General features: G+C 64.7%; 20 protein-coding genes. 10 read left to right on the forward strand and 10 right to left on the reverse strand.

Features of this window, described 5'->3' with window-relative positions; all coding sequences use genetic code 11:
- From FHR70_RS19860 to FHR70_RS19880, 5 genes are all read left to right on the forward strand, one after another.
- Positions 1-384: DNA translocase FtsK (locus FHR70_RS19860; protein ID WP_281381398.1), on the forward strand; the 384-nt coding region annotated here is incomplete at its 5' end.
- Positions 385-485: 101 nt separating this feature from the next.
- A complete protein-coding gene (locus FHR70_RS19865) occupies positions 486-1,409 on the forward strand; it encodes an outer-membrane lipoprotein carrier protein LolA (RefSeq protein WP_183453460.1) in 924 nt (307 codons plus the stop codon).
- Between the two features lie 225 nt (positions 1,410-1,634).
- Entirely contained in the window at positions 1,635-2,450 is an 816-nt protein-coding gene (gene xth, locus FHR70_RS19870; RefSeq protein WP_183453462.1) for an exodeoxyribonuclease III, read from the forward strand.
- A gap of 43 nt (positions 2,451-2,493) precedes the next feature.
- A complete protein-coding gene (locus tag FHR70_RS19875; protein ID WP_183453464.1) occupies positions 2,494-3,393 on the forward strand; it encodes a Gfo/Idh/MocA family protein in 900 nt (299 codons plus the stop codon).
- A gap of 83 nt (positions 3,394-3,476) precedes the next feature.
- Positions 3,477-5,186, forward strand: coding sequence for a methyl-accepting chemotaxis protein (locus FHR70_RS19880; RefSeq protein WP_183453466.1), 1,710 nt, complete (start codon positions 3,477-3,479; stop codon positions 5,184-5,186).
- Positions 5,187-5,199: 13 nt separating this feature from the next.
- Here FHR70_RS19880 and FHR70_RS19885 read toward each other — a convergent pair whose 3' ends face one another.
- Positions 5,200-5,694: a cyclic nucleotide-binding domain-containing protein gene (locus FHR70_RS19885; RefSeq protein WP_183453468.1), complete on the reverse strand. Its 495-nt coding sequence runs from the start codon at positions 5,692-5,694 to the stop codon at positions 5,200-5,202.
- Positions 5,695-5,704: 10 nt separating this feature from the next.
- Positions 5,705-6,391, reverse strand: a complete 687-nt coding sequence (locus tag FHR70_RS19890; RefSeq protein WP_183453470.1) for a response regulator transcription factor — start codon at positions 6,389-6,391, stop codon at positions 5,705-5,707.
- 234 nt (positions 6,392-6,625) lie between these two features.
- Between FHR70_RS19890 and FHR70_RS19895 the strand changes: the two genes are divergently transcribed.
- Positions 6,626-7,159, forward strand: coding sequence for a L,D-transpeptidase family protein (locus FHR70_RS19895; RefSeq protein ID WP_183453472.1), 534 nt, complete (start codon positions 6,626-6,628; stop codon positions 7,157-7,159).
- A 145-nt stretch (positions 7,160-7,304) separates the two neighbouring features.
- On the opposite strand, the gene FHR70_RS19900 is transcribed toward FHR70_RS19895, so the two are convergent.
- From FHR70_RS19900 to FHR70_RS19910, 3 genes are all read right to left on the reverse strand, one after another.
- Entirely contained in the window at positions 7,305-8,165 is an 861-nt protein-coding gene (locus FHR70_RS19900) for a GNAT family N-acetyltransferase (RefSeq protein WP_183453474.1), read from the reverse strand.
- 358 nt (positions 8,166-8,523) lie between these two features.
- On the reverse strand, positions 8,524-10,038 hold the full coding sequence (locus FHR70_RS19905; RefSeq protein ID WP_183453476.1) for an ATP-binding cassette domain-containing protein: 1,515 nt from the start codon (positions 10,036-10,038) through the stop codon (positions 8,524-8,526).
- A 283-nt stretch (positions 10,039-10,321) separates the two neighbouring features.
- Positions 10,322-11,257, reverse strand: a complete 936-nt coding sequence (locus tag FHR70_RS19910) for a LysR family transcriptional regulator (protein WP_183453478.1) — start codon at positions 11,255-11,257, stop codon at positions 10,322-10,324.
- A gap of 118 nt (positions 11,258-11,375) precedes the next feature.
- Here FHR70_RS19910 and FHR70_RS19915 point away from each other — a divergent pair, with 118 nt between their 5' ends.
- Positions 11,376-12,368, forward strand: a complete 993-nt coding sequence (locus FHR70_RS19915) for an aldo/keto reductase (protein WP_183453480.1) — start codon at positions 11,376-11,378, stop codon at positions 12,366-12,368.
- Positions 12,369-12,422: 54 nt separating this feature from the next.
- Here FHR70_RS19915 and FHR70_RS19920 read toward each other — a convergent pair whose 3' ends face one another.
- Positions 12,423-13,109, reverse strand: coding sequence for a YggS family pyridoxal phosphate-dependent enzyme (locus FHR70_RS19920; RefSeq protein ID WP_183453482.1), 687 nt, complete (start codon positions 13,107-13,109; stop codon positions 12,423-12,425).
- Positions 13,110-13,233: 124 nt separating this feature from the next.
- Between FHR70_RS19920 and leuS the strand changes: the two genes are divergently transcribed.
- From leuS to holA, 3 genes are read left to right on the forward strand one after another with little or no spacing between them, the layout of a single operon-like run.
- Positions 13,234-15,873, forward strand: a complete 2,640-nt coding sequence (gene leuS / locus FHR70_RS19925) for a leucine--tRNA ligase (protein WP_183453484.1) — start codon at positions 13,234-13,236, stop codon at positions 15,871-15,873.
- Positions 15,860-16,396: an LPS assembly lipoprotein LptE gene (gene lptE / locus FHR70_RS19930; protein ID WP_183453486.1), complete on the forward strand. Its 537-nt coding sequence runs from the start codon at positions 15,860-15,862 to the stop codon at positions 16,394-16,396. The genes leuS and lptE overlap by 14 nt, the downstream gene beginning before the upstream one ends.
- 3 nt (positions 16,397-16,399) lie before the next feature.
- A complete protein-coding gene (gene holA / locus FHR70_RS19935; protein ID WP_183453488.1) occupies positions 16,400-17,419 on the forward strand; it encodes a DNA polymerase III subunit delta in 1,020 nt (339 codons plus the stop codon).
- Between the two features lie 161 nt (positions 17,420-17,580).
- On the opposite strand, the gene FHR70_RS19940 is transcribed toward holA, so the two are convergent.
- The 4 genes from FHR70_RS19940 to mnmG are packed head-to-tail and all read right to left on the reverse strand — an operon-like array spanning position 17,581 to position 21,825.
- Positions 17,581-18,465: a ParB/RepB/Spo0J family partition protein gene (locus tag FHR70_RS19940; RefSeq protein ID WP_183453491.1), complete on the reverse strand. Its 885-nt coding sequence runs from the start codon at positions 18,463-18,465 to the stop codon at positions 17,581-17,583.
- Positions 18,466-18,482: 17 nt separating this feature from the next.
- Entirely contained in the window at positions 18,483-19,322 is an 840-nt protein-coding gene (locus tag FHR70_RS19945) for a ParA family protein (RefSeq protein WP_183453493.1), read from the reverse strand.
- Positions 19,319-19,942, reverse strand: coding sequence for a 16S rRNA (guanine(527)-N(7))-methyltransferase RsmG (gene rsmG / locus FHR70_RS19950; protein WP_183453495.1), 624 nt, complete (start codon positions 19,940-19,942; stop codon positions 19,319-19,321). The genes FHR70_RS19945 and rsmG overlap by 4 nt, the downstream gene beginning before the upstream one ends.
- On the reverse strand, positions 19,939-21,825 hold the full coding sequence (mnmG, locus tag FHR70_RS19955) for a tRNA uridine-5-carboxymethylaminomethyl(34) synthesis enzyme MnmG (protein WP_183453497.1): 1,887 nt from the start codon (positions 21,823-21,825) through the stop codon (positions 19,939-19,941). The genes rsmG and mnmG overlap by 4 nt, the downstream gene beginning before the upstream one ends.
- Positions 21,826-21,846 lie beyond the last annotated feature (21 nt).

A 21,846-nucleotide genomic window follows, 5' to 3' on the forward strand; every position in this document is an offset into this window, starting at 1 on the left:
GGGCGGATCACCCGCGTGCACGGGCCGTTCTGCTCGGACGAGGAGGTGGAGAAGGTGGTGGCGCACCTCAAGCGCCAGGGCCGGCCGCAGTACCTGGAGGCGGTCACGGCCGAGGAGGACGAGGGCGGGGCTGCGCCCGACACGCCGGTGTTCGACCAGGGCGAGTTCGGCTCCCCCAGCGGCGACCTGTACGACCAGGCGGTGGCCGTGGTCTTAAGGGACAAGAAGGCGTCCACCTCCTACATCCAGCGTCGGCTGCAGATCGGCTACAACCGCGCCGCCTCGCTCATGGAGCGCATGGAGCAGGAGGGCATCGTCGGCCCCGCAAACCACGCCGGAAAAAGAGAGATTCTTCTTGAATCCCATGGGGCGGGGGAGGATTAACATTCCTTACCTGGAACCTTGACCGCGGCCCTGCGTCATTGTTGAGCCATGTGCAATGGCCAAGCCGCAGGCATAATCGTTCCGGTCAGGAGATTCTTCGGATGCGTCCCCTCCCCCTCGTCACGCTGGCCATGGCCTTGTCCGCCTGTGCGGGCATCCTGCCGGCCATGGGGCAGACGCTGCCGATCGAGATGATCCTTCCGCCCGCGCGCCCCGCCGCTCAGGGCTTCAGCCGGTCCTCCACGCCCCTGCCGACCGCCTCCTTCCGACACGCGGGATCCCCACATCATGCGGCCCGGCCGGTGATCGCCAGACCCGCCACGGCGGAACAGGTGCTGGCCGCAACGGCGCCCCTGCCGCCGAGCCGACCTGTATTCGATGAGCCCGAGACTGCTCCCGAGCCGATTTCGATCACGCCCAAGCCCATCGTCACCGCTTCGGCGTCGGCAGTCCCCGTAGTCCTCAATCAGCCGCTGCCCAACAGCGTCGTGGTGGAGCGGGCCAATGCCTTCTTCACCAACTTGAGCACCATGGTGGCGGACTTCACGCAGGTCGGCGGCGATGGGCGCCGGCAGGGCGGCACGCTCTATCTCCAGCGGCCCGGCAAGGTGCGGTTCGAGTACGATCCGCCGGCCACCCTGCAGGTGGTCGCCGACGGCCGCTCGGTGGCGGTGCGCGACCGCAAGCTCGCCACCCAGGACCTCTATTCCATTTCGCAGACGCCGCTGAAATTCCTGCTGCGCGAGCGGGTCAATCTCGGTCAGGACATCAAGATCACCGGCATCACCAATGACGGCAACGCGGTGCGGATCAACCTGGAGGATACGTCGACGCTGGGCGGCACCTCCCGGATCACCCTCTTCTTCGACCCGCAGGTGGAGAGCCTGAATCAGTGGCGCATCATCGATGCACAGGGCTTCCAGACCATGGTGGTGCTCGACAAGGTCGAACGGGGCCGCCGGATCGACCAGGACCTGTTCAACATCCAGTACGAGGCGATCATCGGCGCGGGCAACAACCGGTAGCGTGTTGCCGTTCTCGCGGCTGCTTCTGCACCCGACAGCCTCATCCTGAGGAGGCCTTTAGGCCGTCTCGAAGGACGAGGCGTCTCCAGTACTCTCTGGACCCTCCTTCGAGACGCCGCTACGCGGCTCCTCAGGATGAGGCTGTGTTAAGGAGTTCGAGGGGCACCCTTCCCTCCGGGCGAAATCTGTCGTAGCCGGAAAGGGTCTTCCAAGGGGCCTTTCTCCGTGCAACTCACCGTCTCGACCTGGAACATCAATTCCGTTCGCCTGCGCCTCGATCAGGTGGGCCGCTTCCTGAAGGAGCGCCGCCCGGACATCCTGTGCCTGCAGGAGACCAAATGCCCGAACGACAAGCTGCCCTTGAAGGACCTGCAGGCCTTCGGCTATCCCTTCGTCGTCCATATGGGCCAGAAGGGCTATAACGGCGTCGCCATCCTGTCCCGCTATCCGTTTGCCGAGACCAGCGTGATGGAGATGTGCGGCCGGCAGGACGCGCGCCACATCACCGTGACCCTCAGCCGCGAGGCCAAGGCCGCCGCGGGGCTGACCATCCATAACTTCTACGTCCCGGCCGGCGGCGACATTCCTGATCCGGATCTCAATGAGAAGTTCAGGCACAAGCTCGATTTCATGGCCGAGATGCGCTCATGGGGCAGCAAGTCGAAGCCCACGGCAGGACCGGCGATCCTTGTGGGCGATCTCAACGTGGCGCCCCTCGAGCACGACGTGTGGAGCCATAAGCAGCTCCTCGACGTGGTGAGCCACACCCCAGTGGAGACCGAGATGTTGGAGGAGCTGCGCCAGGAGGCGGATTGGATCGACGCCATGCGGGTGCTGCGGCCCGAACCGGAAAAGATCTATTCCTGGTGGAGCTATCGCTCGCCCGACTGGGCCGCCGCCGACAAGGGCCGGCGCCTCGACCACATCTGGCTGTCGAAGGGCCTGAAGGACACCCTTCGCGCCATCGACGTCACCCGCGACACCCGCGGCTGGGAGCGCCCCTCCGACCACGCGCCGGTGACGGTGGTGCTGGAACTGTAAGCCACGCGTCCAACCCTCAAACCCTCCTGGCGGATTCTCGGATATGTACGGCATTGGAATTGTCGGCCTCGGCACGATGGGGCGGCGCCTCGCGGAAAGCATCAGGGCGAATCCCGTCTTCACGATCGTGGCGGCCTACGATCCCGTGGCAACGGATACGACAATTCCGATGGCCGGCAGCGTCGCCGAGCTCGTCGGCAACCCGGCGGTCCGCTGCGTGTATGTCGCCACACCTCCGCTCACGCACGAGGAGATCGTCAGGAGAGTGGCAGGCGCCGGCAAGGCGCTGCTGTGCGAGAAGCCGCTCGCCGCCTCGCCGGGATCGGCCCGGGCCTGCGTCGATGCGGTTGCGCGGGCGGGCATCCTGGCGGCCGTGAACTTTCCCTTCGCGACCGCTCCCGCGGCCGTCCGCCTCAAGGAGCTGGTCGACACCGGAGCCCTTGGCGAGAATCTGTCCGCCCATCTGACCCTGCGCTTCCGGCAATGGCCCAGGGAATGGCAGCAGGGCGCCGCATCCTGGCTCGCCGGTCCCGAGCAGGGCGGCTTCACCCGCGAGGTTGTCTCCCACTTTGCTTTTCTGGCCTTGCGCCTGTTCGGGCCGGGGCGCCTGACGGATTGCACCATTGAGCACGGGCCCATGGGAACGGAAACCAGCCTCCGTGCCGTGCTCCGGTTCGCATCGGCCACCATGACCATCGATGCCGCCGTGGATGGTGATCAGGACGATTTCAACCGCTTCGAGGTGAAGGGCTCGAAAAGCGCGGCTATCATGAGCGAGTGGTACCGCCTGACCCATGAGAGCGGCGATATCGCGCCCGCGCGGGCCGATGCCAACCAGATTGCGGAGCTTGCCCTGCTGCTGGAAGGCCGGCCCAACCGGCTGGCCACGTTCGAGGAAGCCGCCCAGGTCGTTGCGCTCATCGAAGAGATCCTGGGACCGTAGGGTCTCGCGTGAGGTCGCCTTTGACGGGTTGTTAACCTCGGTTTGCGAAACACGCTGCACAACTTTCCCTAAGGTCAATAGTCGTGCAGTTCCTCGCCAACCGGAAGCTTTCCCACCTCACCACGGCCGCCATGGTGGCCTTCGTCGTGCTGACCGCCGCCGCTCTCTTTGCGGTCGTTTCCTTGCAGACCCGCGCCGACGTCGAGAGCAAGGCGCTCGCGCAGCTGCAATCCAATGTGCGGACCTTCGTCGGCATCCTACGCGGCTCCATCGACAGCCTGACCGTCAAGAAGGACGGCACCGGCGCCGTCACCGGGATCACGGTGAAAGACGATGCGGTGTTCTACAGCGATGAGCTCGCCGACCGGATCGCTGAGGCGACCCAGGCGCCCGCGACCCTGTTCGTGAAGGACGGAAATGGGGACTTCATCCGACGCGCCACGAACATGCGCAACCCCGATGGAACCCGCGCGGTCGGCACGGCCATGGACCGCAAGGGCGTGGTCTTCCCCATCGTCTCGAGCGGCGGCACCTATGTGGGCCAGGCCAAGATCCTTGGCGGCGACTACCTCCTGGTGAATCTGCCCGTCTTCGGCCAGAGCGGACAGGTTCTTGGCGTCCTCGGCAGCGGTTTCCAGGTCACCGCGCTGGAAGCCTCGGCCAGCCGCCTCATGTGGCAGATGGGCATGGTTTCGCTCGCGGCCGTCCTCGTGCTGACCCTGGCGGCGATCCTCTCGGCCCGGATGCTGTTCCGGCCGATCCCGAAGCTCGCCGCGACCATGAACGGCCTCGCCCATGGCGACACCTCCGTGACGGTACCCTACCTCGCCTCGAAGAACGAGATCGGCGAGATGGCCCGCGCGGTGGAGATCTTCCGCGAGAACACGGCTGAGCGTCAGCGGCTCGCCGTCGAGCAAGCGGCCGAAAGCGACGCCAAGCTGCAGCGCGCCCTGAAGCTCGATGGCCTGACCCGTCAGTTCGAGGCCAATGTGTCGGCCCTGACGCAGGGGCTTGCCGCCGCAGCCTCGCAGATGGAGGCTACCGCCCAGACCATGACGGCTACGGCCGAGCGCACCAACCAGCAATCCGTCAGCGTGGCGGCCGCCGCCGAGCAGACCTCGGGCAGCGTGCAGACCGTCGCGGCCGCCACCGAGGAGATGTCGATCTCGATCAGCGAGATCGCCCGGCAGGTCACCCAGTCGTCGCAGATCTCGTTCGAGGCCGTCGAGAGCGCCAAGCGCACCAACGGCATCGTGCAGGCGCTCGCCGACGGCGCGCAGAAAATCGGCGAGGTTGTCGCCCTCATCAACAGCATCGCAAGCCAGACCAACCTCCTGGCCCTCAACGCCACCATCGAGGCGGCCCGCGCCGGCGAGGCCGGCAAGGGCTTTGCCGTGGTGGCCTCCGAGGTGAAGAACCTCGCGACCCAAACGGCCAAGGCTACCGAGGAGATCGGCTCGCAGATCGCCCAGATCCAGGGCGCCACGCAGGAAGCTGTGAGCGCCATCCACGGGATCCAGACCGTTATCGACCAGATCTCCAGCATCTCCACCGGCATCGCCGCCGCCATGGAAGAGCAGGGTGCCACGACAAGCGAAATCTCGCGCAGCGTCCAGGAAGCGGCCCATGGCACCGGCCAGGTGACGGAGAGCATCGAGAGCGTGAAGCACGGCGCAGGTGAGACGGGGGCGGCGGCGGTCCAGGTGCTGGACGCGGCGCAGGAGCTCGCCCGTTATGCCGAGAATCTCAGCCGCGAGGTCGATGTCTTCCTGTCCGACGTCAAGGCGGCGTGAGGGGGCAAACCCCTCACTTCTCCTCCTGCCGGACGGCCGGAATGTCTTCCCCGTCGATGGCAATGAGCTGCTGGCGCACGCGCTCCAGGCCTTCCGTGAGGCGGGTCAGCTCCTCGGCCATGGCGTCGTGGATCGCCGCGGCGGCCTCCGGGAATTCCTCCAGGACGCGCCGCATGAGGCTCGGCGTCACGCGGATGATGGCGGAGGGTTCCTGCGCCGTCGCCGTGGCCCGGCGTTCGATGCGAGCGAACAGGGCGGCCTGCCCGATCAGCGCGCCGGTGCCGGCCACGAAGGCCGCAGGCGAGCCGTCCTCGGCGGCATCGAGCGCGATGGCCCCACGGGTCACCACATAGCCGCCGTCGGAGCGGTCGCCCTTCTTGAAAAGCACATCGCCCTCGCGGTAGCTGCGGGTCTCCGACGCGAAGGCCACAAGCCGCAGGGCATCCTTCTCCAGCAGGTTGAACAGCGGAGCCTGACTCAGGATTGTGATGTCGTCGTCGAGGGCCATGGGCTTGTTTTTACGGGATCAGCTTGTAGCCGCCCGGCTCCGTCACCAGGATGCTGGCGTTCGACGGATCGGTCTCGATCTTCTGGCGCAGGCGGTAGATATGGGTTTCCAGCGTGTGGGTGGTGACGTTGGAATTGTAGCCCCACACCTCGGTGAGCAGGGTGTCGCGCCCGACCACGGCTTGGCCGGCGCGGTAGAGATAGCGCAGGATCGCCGTCTCCTTCTCCGTAAGCTTGAGCTTTGAGCCCTTCTCGGTGGTGAGCAGCTTGGAGCCCGGCCGGAAGATGTAGGGCCCGATCTGGAACACCGCGTCTTCGCTCGCCTCGTACTGGCGCAGCTGCGCCCGGATGCGGGCGAGCAGCACGGCGAACTTGAAGGGCTTGACCACATAATCGTTGGCGCCCGCCTCCAGGCCCATCACGGTGTCCGTCTCCGACCCCTGGGCGGTGAGCATGATGATCGGGCTGCGGAAGCCGTTCTGGCGCATGACCTTGACGGCCTCGCGGCCGTCCATGTCGGGCAGGCCCACGTCCATGATGGCGAGATCGATCCGGTCCCCTTTCACGGCCTCGATGGCACCATTGGCCGTCTCGGCCGTGGTGATCTGGAATTCGTCATGGAATCCGAGCTGTTCGGCTAGGGTGTCGCGCAGATCCTGATCGTCATCGACGACGAGGAGGCGGCTGGCATTCGACATCTGAAACCCTTCACACGATGAACTGCATATTGGCTGGAGCGGCCTTCAAAAGCAAAGAACCCTCAAGCCTCGAGCCGGTTCGTTCGCCCCTTGCGCCGCTCAAGATCCGGATCGAAAATCGCAATCTGGCTTTTTACGGCCGTGCGAACCTTGAGCCTCTGGATCATGCTCGACGCATAAGAGTAGTCATTCCCAGCTTGACAACAAGGGGCGTCCGAGGCCCTTCCACTGCCGATGAAACACTCTCGCGTCAATGTTATCCGTGTTTTCCGCTCCCCGCTCGACCACTGGCGCGGGCGCCTGGAGGCGGGCAACCTCGTGATTCCCTGCGCGCTCGGGCGCTCAGGCACCCGGCATAGCAAGCGTGAGGGGGATGGCGCCTCGCCGGTGGGGCGGTTCAAAATCCTGCAGGCTTTCTACCGGGCCGACCACGGTCCGCGCCCCCGCACCGGCCTGCCGTTGAAGGCTATCCGGCCCGGGGACGGCTGGTCCGACGACGTGCGGGACCGCCGCTACAACCGCCTCGTCCCCCTGCCCTGCCCCACGGGCCACGAAAAGATGTGGCGGGACGATCATCTCTACGACGTGGTGCTCGACATCGCCTGGAACCGCCGCCCCATCGTGAGGGGCCGCGGCAGCGCCATCTTCCTCCACCTCGCCCGCCCGGGCTTCCTGCCCACGGAAGGCTGCGTTGCCGTGGAGCCCCGCATGATCCGGCGGCTCCTGGAGCGGATCGGGCCGAACACGCAGATTGAGATCATAGGGTGACGAGATGATTTTGGTCGCGACCTGCTCGGCAAAATAACAGCCCACTTTGCCTAACGGCAGCGCGATCGGCGAGTATGCATCCACAATCAGATCAGGAAACCGCGCCTCTTCTTTCCTGTCGAATGGTGCCTGCGCGAACGTCACGCTAGATCCGCATATTGGATAGCATGAAGGCTTGCGCCTCAGGGGCGAAGAAGCCGCGAACCATGTACCCATTATTGACAGGAATTTGCTTCTCAGGTGCCCAAGACAAACGGTCTGGCGTTACGCGTACGTCGACCTCCTCCCCGGCGTAACCCAATGCGGAAACAATGTCTTCTAGCGATGGTATCGACGGGGCAATGATGTCGAGTAGGGTCATTGATGGCCCGTCTCGGTCTATGACCACAACGACCGCATCTAGGTCGAGAAGGTGGAGCAATTCTATTTCGGACGTTTTGGCCACCTTCAACATAAACAAGGCTGGGTGGTCGCACGCCGACGCTACCAGCGAAGTTGGAGCTCGGCGGGAAAAGATATTCTGTAGAAGCGCGACATCCTTGTCCTCATCCAAAGATAACGCGCGATAATTTGGCAAAGTCTGCTTCCGGATCAATCTAGCACTAAATGTGGTTTCTTTGATCTGACGAAAGCCAAATGGCCTGTAGAGGCTTGGCGTGTCAGTTGCGAGAATAATGAGGTTTACCCGAGCATCGGCATAACTGAGTGCTCGCCCCATCAAATCACGAAACAGACCTTTCCCGCGCCACTCTGGCCGAACCGCGACGGATTGAACGCCAAAGGCTGTTACCTGTTCTCCCATGAGCCATAACTGGCGCTTATAAAGGCTGACATTAGCGACCAGCTCATTGTTAGACCACCACCCGAATGCGACGACACTCGGGTCATGGCCTAATCTATTCAGCGGCGAAACATCGACCTTAAACACGTCGTATATGAGCCGTGTCAGTTCAGACAGTCCCTCACTGGAATGTGCATAGTCCGAACGGAATTCGAGCGGATTCATCCATCACCTTGCGTACTGGGACGAGAGCGGCTGTGATACAGAATACTGTCTTCCAGATTTGAGACAAAGTTCCCAGTTGGCGGAAAGGCTATCGTGAGCATTTTTAGCGGCTTGGGTAACCATCAGCCGTCATGGCCGGGCTTGTCCCGGCCATCCACGTCTTTTGCATCCTTCAACCTCATCCTGAGGAGCCGCTGAAAGCGGCGTCTCGAAGGAGCCTCCATTGCCCTCTGGAACCTCCTTCGAGACGGTCGTTTCGCGACCTCCTCAGGATGAGGTTTGTGAATCGGAATTCGAAGGAAGACGTGGATGCCCGGCACAAGGCCGGGCATGACGTATTGCGTTCGGCAAGCACCGGTTATCCGAGAATGCTCTCGTAAAACGCCTCCGGTCCATCAATCTCCCGCAGCCTTCCCTTATCGATGAGCAGGAAGCGGGTACCGATGGCGGTCACAAAGCTGCGGTCGTGGGAGACCACGATGCAGGTGGCCTCAGCCTCGAGGATCTCGGCCTCCAGCTGCTCGCGGCCGGGAATATCCACGTGGTTGGTGGGCTCGTCCATGAGGTAGAAGTTCGGCTCGGAGAGGCGCAGCGCCAGAAGCCCGAGCCGTGCCTTCTGGCCCGGCGACAACCTTGCGATGCACAAAGCCTGCCGCTCGATGGAAAAGCCAGCCTCCGTCAGCACCGCGCGGCTGCGCTGATCGCCGAGGCGAAAGCGCGACAGAATGAAATCATGCGCCGTCGCCTTGTCCGGCAGCTGCCGCATGTCCTGATCCACATAGCCCAGCGCGAGGCTCGGGCTCACCCGGATACCGGGCAAACCGTCGGGTGCCAGCATTGCCCGGTGCAGCAATTGCACCAGCTGCGACTTGCCTGCGCCGTTGCGGCCGAGCACCACGATCCGGTCGCCCTGCGCCACCTCGAGCTTGGGAATCATGAAGAGCCTGCGTCCGTCCGGCGCTTCGACCGTTACGTTCTCCAACGCGACGAGCAGCCGCGCGTGGGTGCCGCGATTGCCGAGCCGGATCTCGCCCGGCCGTTCCCTGTGCAGGACCCGTGCGGTTTGCTCCAATGCGTCGGCTCGGCGCTTGATCTGCGCCGACTTGATCTGCGCGGCGTCGCTGCCGCTGTTGATGCCTACATTGCGCAGCTCTTGCGCGCTCTGGCGCAGTCGCTTCACCTCACGCAGGGTTTTTTCGCGCTGCGCCTGGGCTGACGCATCGTGCGCCTCCAGCAGATCGCGGGCGCGCCGGTAGGGATGCGCGAACGCGATCGATTCCTCCGGCCTTAAGAAAAGCGTTCTGGTCGTGCAGGCATCGAGAAAATCGCGGTCGTGGCTCGCCACCACGATGGGCGCCGTATAGTCCGCCGTATTGATCCAGGATTCGAGCTTGAACAGCTTCTCAAGGTCGAGGTGGTTCGTCGGCTCGTCCAGCAGCAGCATGTCGGGCTGCGTGATCCAGGCCCGCGCAATGAGCGCAAGCCGCTGCCAGCCGCCGCTGAGCGCCCGCATCGGACGATTGCGCAGGTCCTCGGGCGTCTCGAATTCGTCAAGCACCATGTCGACGCGCCATTCCTGGCCTTCCCGCTCGTCTGCCGGGAGCGCCCGGTGCAGGACATCGTGGAAGGACAGGTCGAGGAGCGGTGCCGGCACGTCCTGCTCCACGAGCGCGACGCTTAAGCCCCGCGAGCGGACGATGTCGCCGTGCGTCGGCTCGATCACGCCTGCGAGGCATTTGAGAAGCGTGGATTTGCCCGCACCATTCCCGGCCACGAGGCCGAGGCGGTCGCCCTCGCCGATGGCGAGGTTGAGGTTCTGGAACAGGGGCGTGTGGGCAACGACGCCGACATTGCGAAGATTCAGGGAAGTCATGGATCAGGTCTCTGATGCAGCGCGCTCGGGCCTTGGCCTCAAGGAGCGCGAAAAATCGTGAACGCGTCAGGCGCGCCGGATCCTTGCGGATGACAGGCGCGATAAGCCGTTCAGAGCTGACCAGAAGGGAGATGGAGGCGGTGGTTTAAGAGACCGTCAGATCCGTTCGATGGTCGGCCCTGCAACAAGCTGCTGCAGGGCGAGCCCAGGGCCGAACGTGCGTTGATGCATCGCTTCAATCATGCAGCCCTCCCCGGTTCGAATGGTGATCCAGATTTTATGCTTAACCGGGATGCGTCGCGGATGCAACGCCGCGCAGGCCTGGCTCGGGCCGGCGCTTGATGAAATCTACGAAGGCGCGCAGGGGTGCCGGCATGTGGCGGCGGCTCGCATAATACAGGAAAGGCCCGGAGAAGGGCTGCTGCCAGTCCTCCAGCACCGGTTGCAGCGCACCGCTTGTCAGTTCCTGCGCCAAAAATTCCCTGAAGGTGGCGATCAGCCCGAGCCCCTCAACGGCGGCGGCGATCTCCAGGTCGATGTTGTTGGCGATCACCCGGGCCGTGGGGCTGATCTTCACGATCTCCCCATCGCGCTCAAACTCCCAGGCGTGCATTACGCCGCTGGCGAAGCGGTGGCGGATGCAGGAATGATTGAGGATATCCTTCGGGTGCGAAGGCCTCCCATGGGCGGCCAGATAGGCAGGCGCAGCGGCGACCACGAAATGTTGAACCCGCGGGCCGATGGGCACGGCGATCATGTCCTTCTCCAGCCGCTCGTCATAGCGGATGCCCGCGTCGTATCCGGCCGCCAGCACGTCGACGAAGCTGTCGTCGGTGGCGACCTCCAGGCTGATGCCCGGGTGAGCCCTCAGGAACGGGCCAATGATCGGCGGCAGAACCAGGCGGGCCACGGCAGTCGGAACATTGAGCCGCAGGGTGCCGGTCGGGGAATCGCGAAAATCGTTCACGGCCTCGAGGGCCGCGCTCACCTCGCCGAGCGCCGGGGCCAGACGCTCCAGCAGCCGCTGGCCTGCTTCCGTGGGCGTGACACTGCGGGTGGTGCGGTTGAGCAGACGCACGCCAAGCCGCGCCTCCAGCCGGCGCAGCGCTTCGCTTAAAGTGGAGGCCGAGACCCCGCGCAGCCGCGCCACGCTGCGGAAGGACCGGGCCCGCGCCACAGCGGCGAAGACATCGAGATCGTCCAGATCCACATCACTCATTGTTCGAAAATCCAAACAGCCTGTTCCCGTTATGGCGGATTATCGCACGAACGGGAAGCGGGCATGATCCGGTCATGCCAGCAGACAGGGCTGGCCCGACATCTGAGGAGATCCCATCATGCAACAGCGTCGTCTCGGCCGAACCGGCCCTTCCGTCTCAGCTCTCGGTCTCGGCTGCATGGGCATGTCCGGCATGTACGGACCCGCCGACCGGCAGGAGAGCCTCAGGACGATCCATGAGGCGCTGGAGGCCGGCGTTACCCTGCTCGACACGGGCGATTTCTACGGTATGGGCCATAACGAGATGCTGATCGGCGAAGCGCTCCAGGGCCGCCGCGATCAGGCGCTCATCAGCGTGAAATTCGGTGCCATGCGCGAACCGTCCGGCGCCTGGCTCGGCTACGATGCGCGTCCGCAGGCGGTGAAGAGCTTTCTGGCCTATACGCTGCAGCGCCTGCGGGTCGATTACATCGACATCTACCGACCGGCCCGGCTCGATCCGAACGTGCCGATCGAGGACACCATCGGGGCGATCGGTGACATGGTGAAGGCCGGCTATGTGCGACATATCGGCCTGTCCGAAGTCGGCCCCGACACCATCCGCCGCGCCGCCGCCGTGCATCCGATCTGCGACCTGCAGATCGAATATTCCCTGATTTCCCGTGGGCCCGAGGAGAGCATCCTGCCCGTCTGCCGCGAACTCGGCGTCGGCATCACGGCCTATGGGGTTCTCTCCCGCGGCCTGATCAGCGGCCATTGGAACGGGCAGGCAACCGGCCCTGGCGATTTCCGGGCCCACAGCCCACGCTTCCAGGAGGGCAATGTGGAGAAGAACTTGAGCCTCGTTGAAGAACTCCGCCGGCTGGCCGAGGCCAAGGGCGTGAGCGTGGCCCAGATCGCCATCGCCTGGGTGGCGGCGCAGGGCGAGGACATCGTCCCGCTCATCGGCGCCCGCCGCCGGGACCGGCTCAGCGAGGCGCTCGGGGCATTGGAGGTGACGCTGACGGCAGAGGATCTCGCCGCCATCGAGAAGATCGTCCCGAAAGGCGCCGCCGCCGGCGAGCGCTATCCCGCTGCCCAGATGGCGATGCTCGACAGCGAGAGGGCTTGAGAGACGGGGTGAATAGCCGCTCCTGACAGTCTCTCACCTCATCCTGAGGAGGGATCAACGACTTGAGTGGCGCGGTCTCGCTCCGAAAATCGCGCTGCCCACCCGCACATGCGTCGCACCGAGCTGGATGGCCGCATCGAAGTCCGCGCTCATGCCCATGGAGAGCACGTTCAAGCCATTCCGCTTCGCGATGGTGTTGAGCAGCGCGAAATGTGGCGACGGCGGGTCCTCCGCTGGCGGGATGCACATGAGGCCCTCAACCTCCAGGCCGTATCTCGTGCGGCAGGCCTCCAGAAACGCGTCGACCTCGGCAGGGATGACGCCACCCTTCTGCGGCTCCTCGCCGGTGTTCACCTGCACCAGCAGGCGCGGCTTTTTTCCCTGCTTGGCGATCTCCTTGGCGAGCGCCTCGGCCAGCGACGGACGGTCGAGGGTGTGGATCACGTCGAAGAGCTCCACCGCCTCCTTGGCCTTGTTGGACTGGAGCGGACCGATCATGTGCAGCTCCACGTCCGGGTAACTCTCGCGCAGAGCGGGCCACTTGACCTTGGCCTCCTGCACGTAATTCTCGCCGAAGATCCGCTGGCCCGCGGCCAGCACCGGCGCGATGGCGTCCGCCGGGAACGTCTTCGAGACGGCCACCAGTGTGATGGAGGCAGGGTCACGGCCATAATCGGAAGCCGAGCGCTGGATGCTCTCCTGCACCTGCCTCAATCCTTCGACGGCATCGTTCTCGCTCATGGGACCCTCTCCAGATCATCTCGCATGCGCGAAACCGTTGACCGCGCGGGAGAGCTGTGTCCTAGTCCGCCGCAACCCGGCGGCGCAAGCCGCTTCGCACCATTACGACGGATATAGAAGAGACATGAGGCCCGAGCGCTACAACGCCAAGGAAGCCGAGCTGAAATGGCGGAAGGTCTGGAACGACCGCGACCTGTTCAAGACAAACAACGACGACCCGCGTCCGAAATACTACGTGCTTGAGATGTTTCCCTATCCGTCGGGGCGCATCCACATGGGCCACGTGCGCAACTACACCATGGGCGACGTGGTAGCGCGCTACAAGCGCGCCCGCGGCTTCAACGTGCTCCACCCGATGGGCTGGGATGCCTTCGGCATGCCGGCGGAAAATGCCGCCATGCAGAACAAGGTCCACCCGAAGGAATGGACCTATGCCAACATCGCGACCATGCGCGCCCAGCTGCAGAGCATGGGCCTGTCAATCGACTGGAGCCGCGAGATCGCCACCTGCGATCCGAGCTACTACCGGCACCAGCAGAGCATGTTCCTGGATTTCCTGGAGGCCGGGCTCGTCGACCGCAAGACCGCCAAGGTGAACTGGGATCCGGTCGATCATACGGTGCTGGCGAACGAGCAGGTGATCGACGGCCGCGGCTGGCGCTCAGGCGCGCTGGTCGAGCAGCGCGAGCTCACCCAGTGGTTCTTGAAGATCACCGATTTCGCCCAGGATCTCGACGACCGGCTGGACACCCTCGACCGCTGGCCGGAGAAGGTGCGCCTGATGCAGCGCAACTGGATCGGCCGCTCGGAAGGCCTGCTGGTCCGTTTCGCCCTGAATCCTGAGACCGTCCCGAACGGCGAGACCGAGCTGCATATCTACACCACGCGCCCCGATACCCTGTTCGGCGCGAAGTTCATGGCCGTTGCACCCGATCACCCGCTGGCGAAGGCCGCGGCCGACAAAAACCCGGAGCTTGCCGCCTTCATCGAGGAGGCCAAGCGCATGGGCACGGCCCAGGAGGCCATCGACAAGGCCGAGAAGCTCGGCTTCGATACGGGCGTGCGCGCCGTGCACCCGTTCGACCCGAACTGGACGCTGCCGGTCTATGTGGCGAACTTCATCCTGATGGAATACGGCACCGGCGCCATCTTCGGCTGCCCGGCGCACGACCAGCGCGACCTCGATTTCGTCAATAAGTACGGGCTCGGCAACACCCCGGTGGTGTGTCCGCCCGACCAGGATCCCGCCACGTTCGTGATCACCGACGAGGCCTATGACGGCGAGGGCCGGATGATCAATTCCCGCTTCCTCGATGGCTTGACCATCGCGGAGGCGAAGGAAGAGGTCGCCCGCCGTCTGGAAGCCGAAACCCGCGGCAACCATGCGGTGGCGGAGCGCAAGGTCAATTTCCGCCTGCGCGACTGGGGCATCTCGCGCCAGCGCTACTGGGGCTGCCCGATCCCGATCATCCATTGCGATGAATGCGGCGTCGTGCCGGTGCCGAAGGATCAGCTGCCGGTGGTGCTGCCGGAGGATGTGTCCTTCGACGTGCCGGGCAACCCGCTCGACCGTCACGCGACCTGGAAGCAGGTCGACTGCCCGAAATGCGGCGGCAAGGCCCGGCGCGAAACGGACACCATGGACACCTTCGTGGATTCGTCCTGGTACTTCGCGCGCTTCACCGACCCGACCCTCGTCGACAAGCCGACGGATCGCGCGACCGTGGATTCGTGGCTGCCGGTCGATCAGTATATCGGCGGCATCGAGCACGCGATCCTGCACCTGCTCTATTCGCGCTTCTTCACCCGCGCGATGAAGAAGACCGGCCATGCCGGCTTGGACGAGCCGTTCGCCGGCCTGTTCACGCAGGGCATGGTGGTGCACGAGACCTATAAGGATGCGAGCGGCGGCTGGGTGCTGCCCTCCGACGTGCGCTTCGAAACCCAAGGCAATGCGCGAAAAGCCTTCCATGTGGAGACCGGCGCTCCGATCGAGATCGGCTCGATCGAGAAGATGTCGAAATCGAAGAAGAACACGGTCGATCCGGACGAGATCATCGCGTCCTACGGCGCCGACACGGCCCGCTGGTTCATGCTCTCCGACTCGCCGCCGGAACGCGATGTGATCTGGACCGAAGAAGGCGTGCAGGGCGCGGGCCGCTTCGTGCAGCGCGTATGGCGCCTGATCGGCGAGATCGCCGATCGCATCGGCAGTGCCGACGGCATGGGCAGCGGCAACGGTGCCGCCACCGAGGGTCCGATTGCGCTCGCCGTGCGCAAGGCCGCCCACAAGGCGCTCGCCGCCGTTGAGGAGGATGTGGAGCGCCTGCGCTTCAACCGCTGCGTCGCCCATCTCTACGAGCTCGCCAATTCCCTGCAGGACCTGGCGAACCAGGCCAAGGCCACGGACGAGCCCGGCGTCGGCGCCGCCTTCGCCGAGGCCGGACGCATCTTCGTGCAGCTGCTCGCCCCCATGATGCCGCATCTGGCGGAGGAATGCTGGGAAGCCTTAGGCCAGCCCGGCCTCGTGGCCGACGCCCCGTGGCCGCAGGTGGACCGCTCGCTGCTGGTCGAGGACACGGTCACCCTGCCGGTGCAGGTGAACGGCAAGAAGCGCGCCGACGTGACGGTTGCCCGTGACGCGGATCAGGCTACAGTCGAGGCGGCCGTGCTGGCCCTCGAGGCCGTGCAGAAGGCCATGGACGGCAAGACCGCCCGCAAGATCATCGTCGTTCCCCAGAGGATCGTGAATGTCGTCGCTTAACCTGAAGGGCCTTGCCCACATTGCACTTGTGGCAGGCCTCTCTCTGGGCCTGTCCGCCTGCTTCCGGCCTCTCCACGGGCCGACGGCCTCGGGGCAATCGCTCCAGACGGAGCTTGCCGCCATCGAGGTGCCTGAGGTCGAATGGCCGCCCCAGCTGGCCAATGCGGGGCATTACCTGCGCAGCGAACTGGTCTATGCGCTGAACGGCTCAGGCTCGGCGACGCCGAAGCGTTACAGGCTGCGTCTCGCTTTCACGAAATCGCAGACAAGTCCGGTCGTCGACACGCGGTCTGGAACGGCCAGCTCCGTCATCGTTGGCGGAACGCTGACCTATACGCTCACGAGTCTCGACGGGAGCACGGTGATCACCCAGGGCACCGCAACCTCCTCGGCGAGCTTCGATCGCTTCCCGCAGCGCTTCGCCAATATCCGGGCCGCGCGCGATGCGGAGATCAGGCTCACCAAGGATCTTGCCGACCAGGTGCGGACCCGGCTGTCGGCGGTGCTCGCCACCCGAACCTGATCCATGGTCGCGGTCAAAGCCGGCGACGTGGAAGGGGCGCTGCGGCGCCCCGATCCGCGCATCGGCGTGTTCCTGTTCTACGGACCCGATATGGGTCTCATCAACGAGCGCGCCCGGATGGTGGCCGAACGCTCGGTTGATGATGCATCCGACCCGTTCCAGCTGATCCGCATCGACGGCGACGACATTGCGGCGGATCCCGGACGCTTGGCCGACGAAGCCGGCACCATGGGGCTGTTCGGGGGCAAGCGCGCCATCTGGGTGAAGTCCACCTCGCGCAACATCGCGCCGGCTGTCGACGCAGTCCTGAAAGGCGAGTTGCAGGACACGGTGATCGTCATCGAAGGTGGCGACCTGCAGAAATCCTCACCGTTGCGCACCCTGTGTGAGCGCTCGCAGAAGGCGCTCGCCCTGCCCTGCTATGCGGATGAGGCCAGAAATCTCGGCACGGTGGTCGACGAAACCCTGAAGGACAACGGCTTTTCGATCCAGCGCGACGCGCGCACGGCCCTGATCGCGAGCCTCGGCGGCGACCGCCTCGCCACCCGCGGCGAGCTCAACAAGCTGATGCTCTATGCCCATGGCCAGCGGGAAATCACGCTCGCCGACGTGGACGCCATCATGAGCGACGTGTCGAGCCTAGCCATGGACGCGGTGATCGATGCGGCTTTTGCCGGCGAAGGCACAGGACTCGAGACCGGATCCCGGCGCCTGGCCGCCGAGGGCGTGAACGCGAGCGTGCTGCTCGGCGCCGCCCTGCGTCATGCCCTGATGCTGTTGAATGCCCGGCTTTCGGTCGAAGAAGGCCGCCCGATCCCGGCCGTTATCGAAACCCTCCGCAGCCTGCATTTCCGGCGCAAGCCCCTGGTCGAGCGCCATCTCCAGCGCTGGACCGGCGACAGCCTGAAGAACGCGATCACGCTCTTGCAATCGAGCCTGCTCCAGACCCGCCGCATGGCCGATCTCGACGATACGATTGCAGCGAAGACCCTGCTCGATATTGCAAGAGCGGCGCGGCGGTAGAGTTCAGGGGCTTCCCTTCTACGGGAAAACCGCCCTCATCCTGAGGAGGTCGCTTCAGCGACCGTCTCGAAGGAGGCTCCCGCGTGCACTGGATCCTCCTTCGAGACGCAGCCTCACGGCTGCTCCTCAGGATGAGGTTGAGTGGAAATGAGGGCATGCGCCTATGGATTCAACCGCCGGCACAGGCCGTCGAGCTGGTCCAAGGTCTTGTACTTGATGCGCAATTCGCCGCCCTGGCCCTTGTGGTCGATGCTGACGGTGAGGCCGAGCACGTCCTGCAGGGCCTTTTCCAGGGCGCGGGTGTCGGGGTCCTTCTCCACCGGGCTGGGCTTGGCCGCCTTCGCAGCAGCCTTCGATGAACCGCCTGAGTCCGCCTGGGCGATCTCCTCCACCTGGCGCACGCTCATGCCCTCGTCGAGGATGCGTTTGGCGACGACGACCGGGTCGTTCACGGAGAGGAGTGCCCGGCCGTGGCCGGCGGTGATCTGGCGGTCGATCAGGAGCTTGCGAACCTGCACGGGCAGTTCGGTCAGGCGCAGGGTATTGGCGATGTGGCTTCGGCTCTTGCCGATGATCTTGGACAGATTTTCCTGCGTGTAGGAGAACTCGGCCATCAGGCGCGAATAGCCCTCCGCCTCCTCGATGGGGTTGAGGTCGGCGCGCTGGACGTTTTCGAGGATGGCGTATTCGAGCGAGGTCTTGTCGTCGATATGGACGACGACCACCGGGACCCGGTGCAGCCCGGCCTTCTGGGCAGCGCGCCAGCGGCGCTCGCCGGCGACGATCTCGTACTGGTCGGTGCTGTTCGTAACCGGGCGCACGACAATAGGCTGGATGATGCCGCGGTCCTTGATCGACTGGGTCAGCTCGCTCAGGTCTGTATCATCGAAGACTTTGCGCGGGTTGCGCGGGTTCGCGCGCAGGAATTCCACGGGGACGGATTTCGGCGTGAAGCCTTTCCGCTCCAGGGTACCCATCTCCTCGCCGACCTCACCGATGAGGGCAGCCAATCCACGGCCCAGACGCGACTTTCCTTCTTCAGCCATTGTGGTCTCTCAAACTCTCAAGCGGCGCGCAGCGCGCGTTCGCGCTGGATGACTTCGGAGGCCAGCCGCAGATAGGCCTGCGAGCCGGCGCATTTCAGATCGTAAAGCAGAACCGGCTTGCCGTGGGACGGCGCCTCGGACACGCGCACGTTACGCGGGATCATGGTCTCGTAGACCTTGGCGCCCATGAACTGGCGCACATCGGCCACCACCTGTCCCGACAGGTTGTTGCGCGGGTCGAACATGGTCAGCACGACGCCATGGATCGTCAGCTCCGGGTTGAGAGCCGAACGCACCTGCTCGACTGTCTTGAGCAGCTGGCTGAGGCCTTCCAGAGCAAAAAATTCGCACTGGAGGGGGACCAGAACCGCGTCAGCAGCAGTCAAGGCATTGATGGTCAAAAGATTGAGCGATGGCGGGCAATCGATCAGAATATAGGTAAAAGGTTCATTTACCTCGGAGGCCGAAAGGCTCTGAATCGCCGAGCGCAGCCGATGAGCCCGATTCCGCTCGTTGGCGATCTCCAGCTCGACGCCGAGAAGGTCGAGAGTCGAGGGGGCAACCGACAATCCTGGCACCACCGTCTCGGTGATGCTCTCCTCCAGCGACGCCTCGCCGGCGAGCACATGATAGGTCGAGGTCTGCCGGTTCTTGCGGTCGATGCCGAGACCGGTGGAGGCGTTGCCCTGTGGATCGAGATCGATGATCAGTACCCTCTCGCCGATGGCCGCGAGCGCAGTGCCGAGATTGATCGCCGTCGTGGTCTTGCCGACACCGCCCTTCTGGTTGGCGAGCACGAGAACGCGCGGCTTCGCCCCACGCGCGCCTGCTTCGGGTCCGTTGCGGTCGGTCATCATGAATGGCTCTCGATGGAAGTTATGCGAAGAATCCTGGCGTCGGAATCGGTCAAGCTCGGCAGGGTCTCCGCCTCGAATGTCCACTTTTTCCGAGCCTCGGTCAATTCGGTCTCGACGTCGCGACCTTTGGGAAAGAGGCCGATTGTCCCCGCTTTCAACACAGGGGCGGTCCAGTCCAGCAGCTGGACCAGCGATGCCAGAGCCCGTGCCGAGACTACATCGGCCTTGCCGACGAAGCCGGGAATAACGGTCTCAAGCCGCGCTTCATGGACCGTCGCGGCTGATTCCGTCAGCCGCGCGATGTGCCGGAGGAAGGCGCATTTGCGTGAATTGCTCTCGACGAGATGGACCTTCAGCCCCCTTGCAGCCCCCGCGATGGCAAGAACGAGGCCGGGAAAACCGGCCCCGGAACCAAGGTCGAGCCAAGTTCTGGCGTCCGGCACAAGGTCGAGAAGCTGGAGCGAATCGACAATATGCCGCTCCCAGATCTGGTCGAGCGTGGCCGGACCGACAAGGTTCTTGATTGCCTGCCAGCGGCGCAGCTCGCGCTCCAGCAGCGCCAGCTTCTCGAATGTTTCACGTGAAACATTCAGCTCCGATGCCGTCCTGCTTGCGCTCATGCCTGCACCGGATCGGCTGAACGGACCGCCCGAGCAGGCACCTTGCGGGCGTGGGCGGCGAGAAGCGTCAGGGCCGCAGGCGTGATCCCCTCGATGCGAGCCGCTTGGCCGATGGTCTTCGGGCGCACCAGATCAAGCTTGGCCTTGATTTCATTCGACAGGCCTGGCAGTCCCCGGAAGTCGATACCCTCCTCCAGCACCACGCTCTCGTCGCGGCGGTAGGCGGCGATGTCCGCTTGCTGCCGGTCGAGATAGACCGCATAGGTGGCGTCCGTCTCCAGTCGCTCACGGACGGAAGCGCTCACCGATGCGAGGTCCGGCCAGATCCGCAGCAGGTCGGACCAGCCGATATTGGGGTAGGAGAGGAGCTGATAGGCCGAGCGGCGGATGCCGTCCTGGTTCAGCTCCAGCCCATGCCGTGCCGCTTCCTGGGGCGTAAGGGCGAGGATCTGGAGCCGCTGCCGGGTGCTGCGGATTTCGTCCTGCGCGTGCCGGAAATGTGCCTCGCGCTCCGAGCCGACACAGCCGATCTCCAGCCCCTTGCCGGTGAGACGCTCGTCCACATTGTCGATGCGCAGGCTGAGCCGGTACTCGGACCGGGAGGTGAACATGCGGTAGGGCTCGCTCACCCCACGGGTGATCAAGTCGTCCACCAGCACGCCGATATAGGATTCGGCCCGGTCGAACACGATACTGTCTCCACCGGCTGCCAGACGGGCGGCGTTCAAGCCGGCCACCAGCCCCTGGGCGGCGGCCTCCTCATAGCCGGTGGTGCCGTTGATCTGACCGGCCAGGAACAGCCCCTGCACGGCCTTGGTTTCAAGCCCGGCCGTCAGGTTGCGCGGATCGACATAATCGTACTCGATCGCATAGGCGGGCTGGAGCATGTGCACCTTCTCCAGGCCGGGAATGTGCTTGAGGAATTCAAGCTGCACGTCCTCCGGCAGGGAGGTGGAGATGCCGTTGGGATAGACGGTGATGTCGTCGAGGCCTTCCGGCTCCAGAAAGATCTGGTGCCCGTCCCGGTCGCCGAAGCGCACCACCTTGTCCTCAATGGAGGGGCAGTAGCGCGGCCCGGTGCCCTGGATTTCGCCCGAATACATGGCCGAGCGGTGCAGGTTGTTCCGGATGAGGTCATGCACCTTGGCTGTGGTCCGGGTGACGCCGCACTCGATCTGCGGATTGGTGATGCTGGTTGTGAGCAGGGAGAATGGCACCGGATCGTCATCGGCCGCCTGCTTGTCGACGCCGGCCCAATCGATGGTGCGGCCATCAAGGCGGGGCGGTGTGCCGGTCTTGAGGCGGCCGCGGTTGAAGCCGAGCCGGGCAAAGGTTTTGGGAAGGCCGAGCGAAGGGCGCTCGCCCATGCGGCCGGCCGGGATCTTTCTCTCGCCGATATGGATCAGGCCGGACAGGAAGGTACCGGTGGTGATGACCACGGAAGCGGCCCCGAGCTGACGCCCATCGGTGAGCAGCAGACCGGCGATCCGATCTTCCTGAACGATCAGGTCGTCCGCCTCGCCTTCCACAATGGTCAGGTTCGGAGTGTTCAAGAGCTCCGCCTGCATGGCGCGGGCATAAAGCTTGCGGTCCGCCTGGGTACGAGGGCCACGGACGGCCGGACCCTTGCGGCGGTTGAGGAGGCGGAACTGGATGCCGGCGCGATCGGCGATGCGGCCCATGACGCCGTCGAGCGCATCGATCTCGCGAACGAGGTGCCCCTTGCCGAGCCCGCCGATGGCCGGGTTGCATGACATGGCGCCGACGGTCGCGAGCTTGTGCGTCACGAGAGCCGTGCAGGCGCCCATGCGCGTAGCGGCCGCAGCCGCCTCGGCCCCGGCATGGCCGCCTCCCACGACGATCACATCGAACGAAGAACTCATGTTGGTTTCCATCAACAGGGG

This window comes from Microvirga lupini (assembly GCF_014191055.1).
Lineage (GTDB): Bacteria > Pseudomonadota > Alphaproteobacteria > Rhizobiales > Beijerinckiaceae > Microvirga > Microvirga lupini_A.

Excerpts from the sequence above, each read along its gene's own strand:
- holA (WP_183453488.1), top strand. The coding sequence starts at position 16,400 with ATGGTCGCGGTCAAAGCCGGCGACGTGGAAGGGGCGCTGCGGCGCCCC.
- FHR70_RS19910 (WP_183453478.1), bottom strand. The coding sequence starts at position 11,257 with ATGAGTGATGTGGATCTGGACGATCTCGATGTCTTCGCCGCTGTGGCG.
- FHR70_RS19890 (WP_183453470.1), bottom strand. The coding sequence starts at position 6,391 with ATGTCGAATGCCAGCCGCCTCCTCGTCGTCGATGACGATCAGGATCTG.
- FHR70_RS19885 (WP_183453468.1), bottom strand. The coding sequence starts at position 5,694 with ATGGCCCTCGACGACGACATCACAATCCTGAGTCAGGCTCCGCTGTTC.
- rsmG (WP_183453495.1), bottom strand. The coding sequence starts at position 19,942 with ATGAGCGCAAGCAGGACGGCATCGGAGCTGAATGTTTCACGTGAAACA.
- FHR70_RS19875 (WP_183453464.1), top strand. The coding sequence starts at position 2,494 with ATGTACGGCATTGGAATTGTCGGCCTCGGCACGATGGGGCGGCGCCTC.
- FHR70_RS19940 (WP_183453491.1), bottom strand. The coding sequence starts at position 18,465 with ATGGCTGAAGAAGGAAAGTCGCGTCTGGGCCGTGGATTGGCTGCCCTC.
- FHR70_RS19915 (WP_183453480.1), top strand. The coding sequence starts at position 11,376 with ATGCAACAGCGTCGTCTCGGCCGAACCGGCCCTTCCGTCTCAGCTCTC.
- FHR70_RS19920 (WP_183453482.1), bottom strand. The coding sequence starts at position 13,109 with ATGAGCGAGAACGATGCCGTCGAAGGATTGAGGCAGGTGCAGGAGAGC.
- FHR70_RS19900 (WP_183453474.1), bottom strand. The coding sequence starts at position 8,165 with ATGAATCCGCTCGAATTCCGTTCGGACTATGCACATTCCAGTGAGGGA.
- FHR70_RS19945 (WP_183453493.1), bottom strand. The coding sequence starts at position 19,322 with ATGATGACCGACCGCAACGGACCCGAAGCAGGCGCGCGTGGGGCGAAG.
- mnmG (WP_183453497.1), bottom strand. The coding sequence starts at position 21,825 with ATGAGTTCTTCGTTCGATGTGATCGTCGTGGGAGGCGGCCATGCCGGG.
- FHR70_RS19905 (WP_183453476.1), bottom strand. The coding sequence starts at position 10,038 with ATGACTTCCCTGAATCTTCGCAATGTCGGCGTCGTTGCCCACACGCCC.
- FHR70_RS19895 (WP_183453472.1), top strand. The coding sequence starts at position 6,626 with ATGAAACACTCTCGCGTCAATGTTATCCGTGTTTTCCGCTCCCCGCTC.
- FHR70_RS19865 (WP_183453460.1), top strand. The coding sequence starts at position 486 with ATGCGTCCCCTCCCCCTCGTCACGCTGGCCATGGCCTTGTCCGCCTGT.
- lptE (WP_183453486.1), top strand. The coding sequence starts at position 15,860 with ATGTCGTCGCTTAACCTGAAGGGCCTTGCCCACATTGCACTTGTGGCA.
- leuS (WP_183453484.1), top strand. The coding sequence starts at position 13,234 with ATGAGGCCCGAGCGCTACAACGCCAAGGAAGCCGAGCTGAAATGGCGG.